The 6391-nt window shown below is 58.3% G+C and carries 6 protein-coding genes; 1 reads left to right on the top strand and 5 read right to left on the bottom strand.

The window, feature by feature from the left end; all coding sequences use genetic code 11:
- Positions 1-906: glycosyltransferase family 2 protein (locus ACHHTY_RS11580; protein ID WP_395494320.1), on the bottom strand; the 906-nt coding region annotated here is incomplete at its 3' end.
- Positions 907-1096: 190 nt separating this feature from the next.
- Here ACHHTY_RS11580 and ACHHTY_RS11585 point away from each other — a divergent pair.
- The gene (locus ACHHTY_RS11585; protein ID WP_395494321.1) at positions 1097-1852 is read left to right on the top strand and encodes a hypothetical protein; all 756 of its coding nucleotides are present in this window, start codon (positions 1097-1099) and stop codon (positions 1850-1852) included.
- A 71-nt stretch (positions 1853-1923) separates the two neighbouring features.
- Here ACHHTY_RS11585 and ACHHTY_RS11590 read toward each other — a convergent pair whose 3' ends face one another.
- From ACHHTY_RS11590 to ACHHTY_RS11605, 4 genes are all read right to left on the bottom strand, one after another.
- A complete protein-coding gene (locus tag ACHHTY_RS11590; protein ID WP_395494322.1) occupies positions 1924-2940 on the bottom strand; it encodes a glycosyltransferase family 10 domain-containing protein in 1017 nt (338 codons plus the stop codon).
- Positions 2941-3108: 168 nt separating this feature from the next.
- Complete coding sequence (locus ACHHTY_RS11595) at positions 3109-4368, bottom strand: O-antigen ligase family protein (protein WP_395494323.1); 1260 nt, start codon at positions 4366-4368, stop codon at positions 3109-3111.
- Between the two features lie 51 nt (positions 4369-4419).
- Positions 4420-5619 carry a glycosyltransferase family 4 protein gene (locus tag ACHHTY_RS11600; protein WP_395494324.1) on the bottom strand — a complete coding sequence of 400 codons (1200 nt, stop codon included), beginning with the start codon at positions 5617-5619 and terminating at the stop codon, positions 4420-4422.
- A partial coding sequence (locus ACHHTY_RS11605) for an ELM1/GtrOC1 family putative glycosyltransferase (RefSeq protein ID WP_395494325.1) occupies positions 5598-6391 on the bottom strand: 794 nt, incomplete at its 5' end. The genes ACHHTY_RS11605 and ACHHTY_RS11600, both read right to left, overlap by 22 nt.

Below are 6391 nucleotides of genomic sequence, written 5' to 3' on the forward strand. Positions count from 1 at the left end.
GAAATATTTTTCGATTGCTGGTCGAACCGCTGCCAGTACCAGTTTCGGGAATATCCTGCTCAGGAGATAGCAGCACAATATCCCCGGATAAAAGCCTGTTCCCCTGTATGATTTCCACCAGGGGGATACCGCTCTGCGGGCAATCGCCTTGCTTTGGGTCGAAGTTAGACCAGGCTTCTCTAGCAGGTTGATATAGGTGCGATACTGGTCATGGTGCTGCTGTGCTATATTGTCTGAGAGATGGACCACGGTATCGGATCCCATCAGTACATAACGGCAGGGGTGTAACAACAGACCGACGCGGTGGGAGGCCAAAGCCAGTCGAAGCGCCAGCGATTCGTCCTGGATAAAGACTTTTTCGTCGCAACCTCCCGAACGTAACGCCACTTCTCGGCGCACCAGGGCCACGGGATGGACAATGTTGCGCTTCATGGTGAAAAGCAGGGGCTGTTCACTTATCAGTAATTTGGGGTTAGCCGGCAAGGCGATTTTCGCTACTTCTGGTGCCGTCAACATAGTTTTTTTCGAACGCCCATAGACATAATCCAAATGTTCTTTTTCGATGGCGTTGAGCATGGTCTGCAGGAGATTGCTGGGGGCAATATCGTCGGCGTCATAAACCAGGATGAAATCGCCGCGGGCGACTAACATGCCTTGGTTGAGCCTGATCGAGGGGCCGGCATTGGATTCGTTGGCGATACTTACGACCTCTACCGGGTATTGTTGTAAGCAATTGGTGGCTATGACTAAGGAATGGTCTTGGGAAGCGTCGTCGACCAAGACGAATTCCAGGATGAACCTATTTCCTAAGCCATCTTGGCCACACAAACTAGTCAAAGTGTCTGGAAGAGCCGAGGCCTTATTGTATATGGCGATGACAACAGAAATCAGCTTTGTTTTACTCATATCTCATCCGCTTCAAATGCCTTGACTGAATGTCCTTCGCCACTTACTTGCTCTGTGTCGATTTCGACTTTACTTTAAATAAGATAAATCGGTTGATTGTGTATCATGTTCTTGCCCAAAAAAATAATTATTTGTTCAGTTTTTCCTGATTTAGAGAAAAAAATAAAAAATGCAAGGAGATGAGCTCCAGATGGTTGCCAACAATGTCGTCTGTATGAAATGGGGTAAGGTTTATGGCCCGGAGTACGTCAACATTCTGTACCGGATGGTAAGGAGAAATCTAACTGTCCCCTTTCGCTTTGTTTGTTTGACCGATGACCCGGCTGGCCTTGATCCCGGCATTGAAACGATGCCCATCCCATCTTTTCCGGAACCGTCTCCAGAACATTATCGCAAGTGCCAAGCGTGGCGCAAGTTGTTGCTGTTTGCCAAACCTTTTGCCGATCTTGAGGGTAAGATCTTTTTTTTGGATCTAGATGTGGTGATTGTTGGCAATCTGGATGTCTTTTTCGCATATTCTGACAAACTGGCGATTATCGAAAACTGGTCCCAACCAAATCGCCTGATCGGCCAGGCTTCGGCTATCTGTTTTCCGGTTGGTGCATATCATCATTTGTTGGACAATTATCTCGCTGACCGGAATGGGATTGCGGCCAAGTTTGAAACTGAACAGAAATATATAACCCGAGCTTTGGGAAAGGACAATTTTGCCTATTTCCCTGACGAATGGTGCCGCAGTTTTAAAATGCACTGCCTGCCGGGGGGGATTTTGAACAGTTTTATCGCCCCGACCGGAATTCCGGCCAAGGCCAGAGTGATCGTGTTTCACGGCAATCCCAATCCCCCTGACGCTTTAGCCGGGGTATGGGGCAAGCCGGTGCCATGGTACAAGCGCTTTTACAAGACCCTTAAGCCCACTCCATGGATTGCCGAATACTGGCGCTGAGCATGCCGGCTCAGCAATATATATCCGCGCCAGGGCGCCGATAATCCCAGGTGGTACAGGATCCCGGCCTCTTATAGGTAATGCCGGCCCTTGACTAGGGCTTTTTCGAACAGGCTCCTGATCCCGCTCAACGGTTTTTTGATCCTTAAGGTCTGACGGTTCATGATCACTTCCTCGTTATTCTCCCTCCGCGTCTCGCTCCCGTCTTGCTCATGGTTGGCCCGGATGTAGCGCTCCAGTACCGAGAAGAGATTGTAATCTTCCAGCACCCGGCGCCGGGCTTCGATGATATAGGGCAGGCGATCCAGGTACTCGTCGTTTTTGATGGTGCTACGGATGATGTCGCGGGCGGCATTGAAGTCGCCGATATCGATGGGGATGAAGCTTTCGCGGGGGAAATAGTCGCTGGCGTTGGGGCAGCCATGATAAAAGGGCAGGGTGTAGCCGAGGAAGGCATCGGGCAGTTTTTCGGTCAGGTGATGCCGGTAGACATGGTTTTCAACCGCAATATGGTATTGGTAAGGATCGAGGGCTTCAGCCTTGTCGGACATGGGCTTGACCCCATGGCCGAAAACCTCCAGCTCCGGCAGCGCGGCCTGCAGTTTCCGGGTGAAACTGACGCGGCGGCTGTGCAGGGTCAGGCCCCCGGCCCGGTTAGAGCAAACGGTTGAGATCAGTCTGCTTTTGACCGGCGGCGGAGTTGCCCGAAGATCGTCATAGGTGCGCAGGGGCCCCTCCTCGAAGGGGAAGCCGTAGAACCAGATCAGGCCCGGTTGGGTGAAAACCACCCGGGGGTGGCGGAAAATCCAGGGCTCCTGGCTGGTGATAATGGTCCCGTACTGCCGCAGGTAGTCGGTGCCGTAAACCGTTATGGTGGAGGGTTCGGTGGTGACCAGAATGGTCCGGGCCCGGGGGCAGGCCAATTGCTCCAGTCCCGGCTTGCCGGCCGGGCGGGAAAGGTCGTGGTAGACCACCAGCCAGTCGTAATCACGTGCTTCCGGGTCAAAAACAAAGCGGCAATTGCCCCAGCTCTTTGTTGCCTGCGGCAACTGGCGCCCGAAGTGCCGGACCACAGCTTCCGGGTCCATCCGGGCCCGCAGTTTGACGGTTATAGATGGCAAAGTCTTTGAGTCAACCTCTATCATTGGTAAACAGGCCTGTTGTTGTTCCCAGGGCCGATGACTGCTCAGCGCTGATATCATAATTTTTAAGATCGGGCTGTAAGATTTATTGCCAGGATGGAATTCGGCAGCATGTCATGTGTGTTGCTCTCTATACATCATCCCGGTGGCGCAGAAAAGGGCGGTCAGCCAGAAACAGAAGGCGGACCAGTCGGAAGCGTAGATGGCGTAGCTGGTATTAAGGGGAAAAAAGACTGCCAGCATGGCCAGGGCATATGGCAGCAGGTGGAGGCGGAGCCGGGATTGCCGCCAGGTGCGGATTAAGATGGCCAGGGCAAAAGCAAATCCGGCCAGACCGATAACCCCGGTTTCCGCCCCGATATCCAGGATCAGCAAATGCGGGTGGGTCGCTCCAAGCTCATTGGGATCCTGGATGAAGGGATCTTGCTCTGGATCGGCATAATCACGATAAGCGTAACGGAAGCCCCGGGCCCCGATTCCGTTGATCGGCTGGTCAGCCAACATGCGGCCGGCAGTCTGCCAGATGGTTACCCGCTGGGCGCTGGCAACATTAAGAGACTCTACATCTCCCCGGAAGGCCATTAAGGAGACATCGACCCGGTCGGCGAAGGGTTGCGAGAGCGAATAGGCGCCCACCACGCTGCCGATGGCCAGCAGGGCCGCCAGGGCGAGCCATTGCAGGATCGGCTTTTTTTCCTGCCAAATGATCCAGGCGGCCAGGCCGGCCAGCACCAGGGCGAACATGATCCAGCCGTTGCGGCTGCCGGCCATGAACACCACCAGGGTCAGGGCGACAACCAGGCCAATCTGCAAAATCGGCGGCCAGAAGCGGCGGGCGTATACCAGCAGCAACGGGGAAATGGCAGGCAGGTAGACCCCCAGTTCGGGCCGCAGGCTGCCGAAAAAGCCATTGATGCGTCCCCCCGGCGCGGTGTAGCCCAATATATTGGTGCCGGTGGCGATCTGCAGCAGCGCATCGGCCACCCAAGCCAGCAGCACCCAGGCGCAGATCCGCAAAAGTTTTTCCGAGGCTCCGGGGACGGCCAGGGTGACCATGATGAAAATTCCCGCCGGGTACAAGCGGGCAAAAGCCAGGGTCGAGGTCAGGCTTCTCTCCGGGTTCACCGCCCCGAGCAGGGAAATCAGCATGGGCACCCAGAAGGCGGCGAAAATCAGGGTGAAGATTTTGACTTCGGGTCGCTGCCACAGGGACCTTGCCTGAACAGCAAGGATCAGCAGGCCCAGCAGGGCCATAAGGGCGAAAGGTATTTCCCAGAAGCGGCGAAACGGAAACAGGATCAGAAAGGAGGCCACCAACAGCAGAGCAGCCTGGTGGCGGGTTTGAATGCTGGTAATTTTTGCAATGATGCTCATGCTGGTCTCGTTTGTTGGTAATAAATGCTCTGGGCGTCGCCCGGGCGGGGGTTAATTCTGCCGCCTATCGCGATTGGGGTTTGCCGGAAGCAATAATTGCCGGTACAGCGCCATGATCTTGGCGGTCATTATGGCCACCGTGAAGTTGGCCCTTACCCATTCTCCGCCGTTGATCCCAAATTCCCGCAAGCGCGCCGGGTCGCCCAGGGCCTCCCGCAGGGCGGTGGCCAGGCCGCTGACGCTGGCGGGCTCCACCAGCCAGCCGGTCTTGCCCGGCACTACCGTTTCGAGGCTGCCGCCGTGGGCCGAGGCGATCACCGCCTTGTTCATGGCGGCGGCCTCCACCGCGACCAGGCCGAAGGCTTCGGCCTGACTGGAGGTGGCCGATACCACCAGGTCGGCCAGACTCAGGGCCGCCGGCATGTCGGCGCAATGGCCGACCATGTGAACCCGCTGGCTGATTCCCAGCTCTCTGGTTAAGCGGCTTAATTCGGCGGCATAATCGGGGTTCTCGCCCAGGTCCCCCACGCAGACCGCCTGCCAGGCCAGTTCCGGGATAGTGGCCAGGGCTTGGCAAAATATCTGGTGGCCCTTGAGCCTGGTGATCCTGCCGGGCAACATGATCACCGGCTCGGTGCCGGTAAGGCCCCATTGGGCCCGCAACGCGGCCGGGCGCTCGGGGGCGACCGCGGCGGGCGCGAAGATTTCGCTGTCCACCCCGCCATGGATCAGCTCCAGGCGTGAGGCCGGCACCCGGTATTGGGCGCTGACATGCTCCTGGATGGCCCGGGAGATGGCAATCACTTTTTCGCCTTTGGTCATAATCGCGCTGTAGCGGTTCACCGAATAAAAGCCGTGAAAGGAGGTAACCAGCCGGGGGCGGCGGGCCGCCGGCAGGCTTTGCCAGGCGAGATAGGCGATCCAGGCCGGCATCCGGGAGTGGAGATGGAGGATATCGACCCGGTTGCGCTCCAGCAGCCGGCGCAGGGGGAGGATCCAGGCCATGGTGGTGGGGCTTTTTTTGCCCAGCGGCATCGTAAAATGGCGGCTGCCTGCGGCCTCCAGTTGCGCAACCAGGCGACCGCCCCCGGAAACCACCAGGGACTCGTGGCCCAGGCGGACCAGGGCGCGAGCCAGGTCCAGAACGTAGCGCTCCACCCCGCCGCTTTCCAGTTCGGGCAGCACCTGGACAACCACCAGTCTTCGTTCAGCCTCGCCGGCGGCGGGGCTTACAATCTTTCCGGCCACCATCTTGCTAAAATCTCCCGGGCGCAACGTTCGGCTTCGTTGAAGACCAAGGCGCCGCTCGGCCAGGGCGTGCCGGCCAGCCAGGCCTCCAGGTAAACAATCAGGTTCCGCTGTTCCAGGTAATCCAGGCCGCGCTGAAACTTGTTGTCCGGCCGCCGCCAGCGCACTGTCAGCACTCCCACCCGGCAGCCGGCGCTGAGGGCCTCGTAAATCATGGAAATGCTGTCGGCGCTGACCCAGACTTCCCGGTTATGCCGGTACTGATCTTCGATCCAGCCCCGGGGGGTCTCCTCGGCCCGGTGAAAGGCCGTTCGGCCGGGAAGGGCGGCGGCCAGGGTCGCCAGCCGGGTCACGGTATCCTCCGGGGTCCGGGGGGAGGAGGATATGGTCCATTCCCGCTCGGGATGTTTTTTGAGCAGGCTTGCCACCTGGCGGCAGATCTCCTCCGAATCCCAGTGGTGACTTTTGGGGTCCAGGCCGCCGATCAGGACCAGGCTCCGGTCGGGGTCATGCCGGCCTTCGTTGACCGGCAGGCAGGGGGGACCATGGGTTGGCAGAACATTCTCCCCCGCGGCGATGGCATCATGCTCGGGCACCAGGCAAAGATCAAAGGCGGGGCGGAACAGGGGACCGGGGCTCATGCTGCAAACCGCCGCCGCCCGCCGGCCCAGGCGGTATTTGGCCCGGACCAGGCTCGGATGGGTACGCCGGCCGCTGCCGATCAGCAGTTGCTCGGCGGTGCCGACGGCTGCCCGTTGCGGATCCCGAACCGGTA

Source organism: Desulfurivibrio nitratireducens (assembly GCF_044068515.1).
Classification (GTDB): Bacteria; Desulfobacterota; Desulfobulbia; order Desulfobulbales; family Desulfurivibrionaceae; genus Desulfurivibrio.

What these genes read in the sequence shown, in the direction of transcription:
- ACHHTY_RS11585 (WP_395494321.1), top strand. Translation starts at nt 1,097, where the DNA reads ATGGTTGCCAACAATGTCGTCTGTATGAAATGGGGTAAGGTTTATGGC.
- ACHHTY_RS11590 (WP_395494322.1), bottom strand. Translation starts at nt 2,940, where the DNA reads ATGGACCCGGAAGCTGTGGTCCGGCACTTCGGGCGCCAGTTGCCGCAG.
- ACHHTY_RS11595 (WP_395494323.1), bottom strand. Translation starts at nt 4,368, where the DNA reads ATGAGCATCATTGCAAAAATTACCAGCATTCAAACCCGCCACCAGGCT.
- ACHHTY_RS11600 (WP_395494324.1), bottom strand. Translation starts at nt 5,619, where the DNA reads ATGGTGGCCGGAAAGATTGTAAGCCCCGCCGCCGGCGAGGCTGAACGA.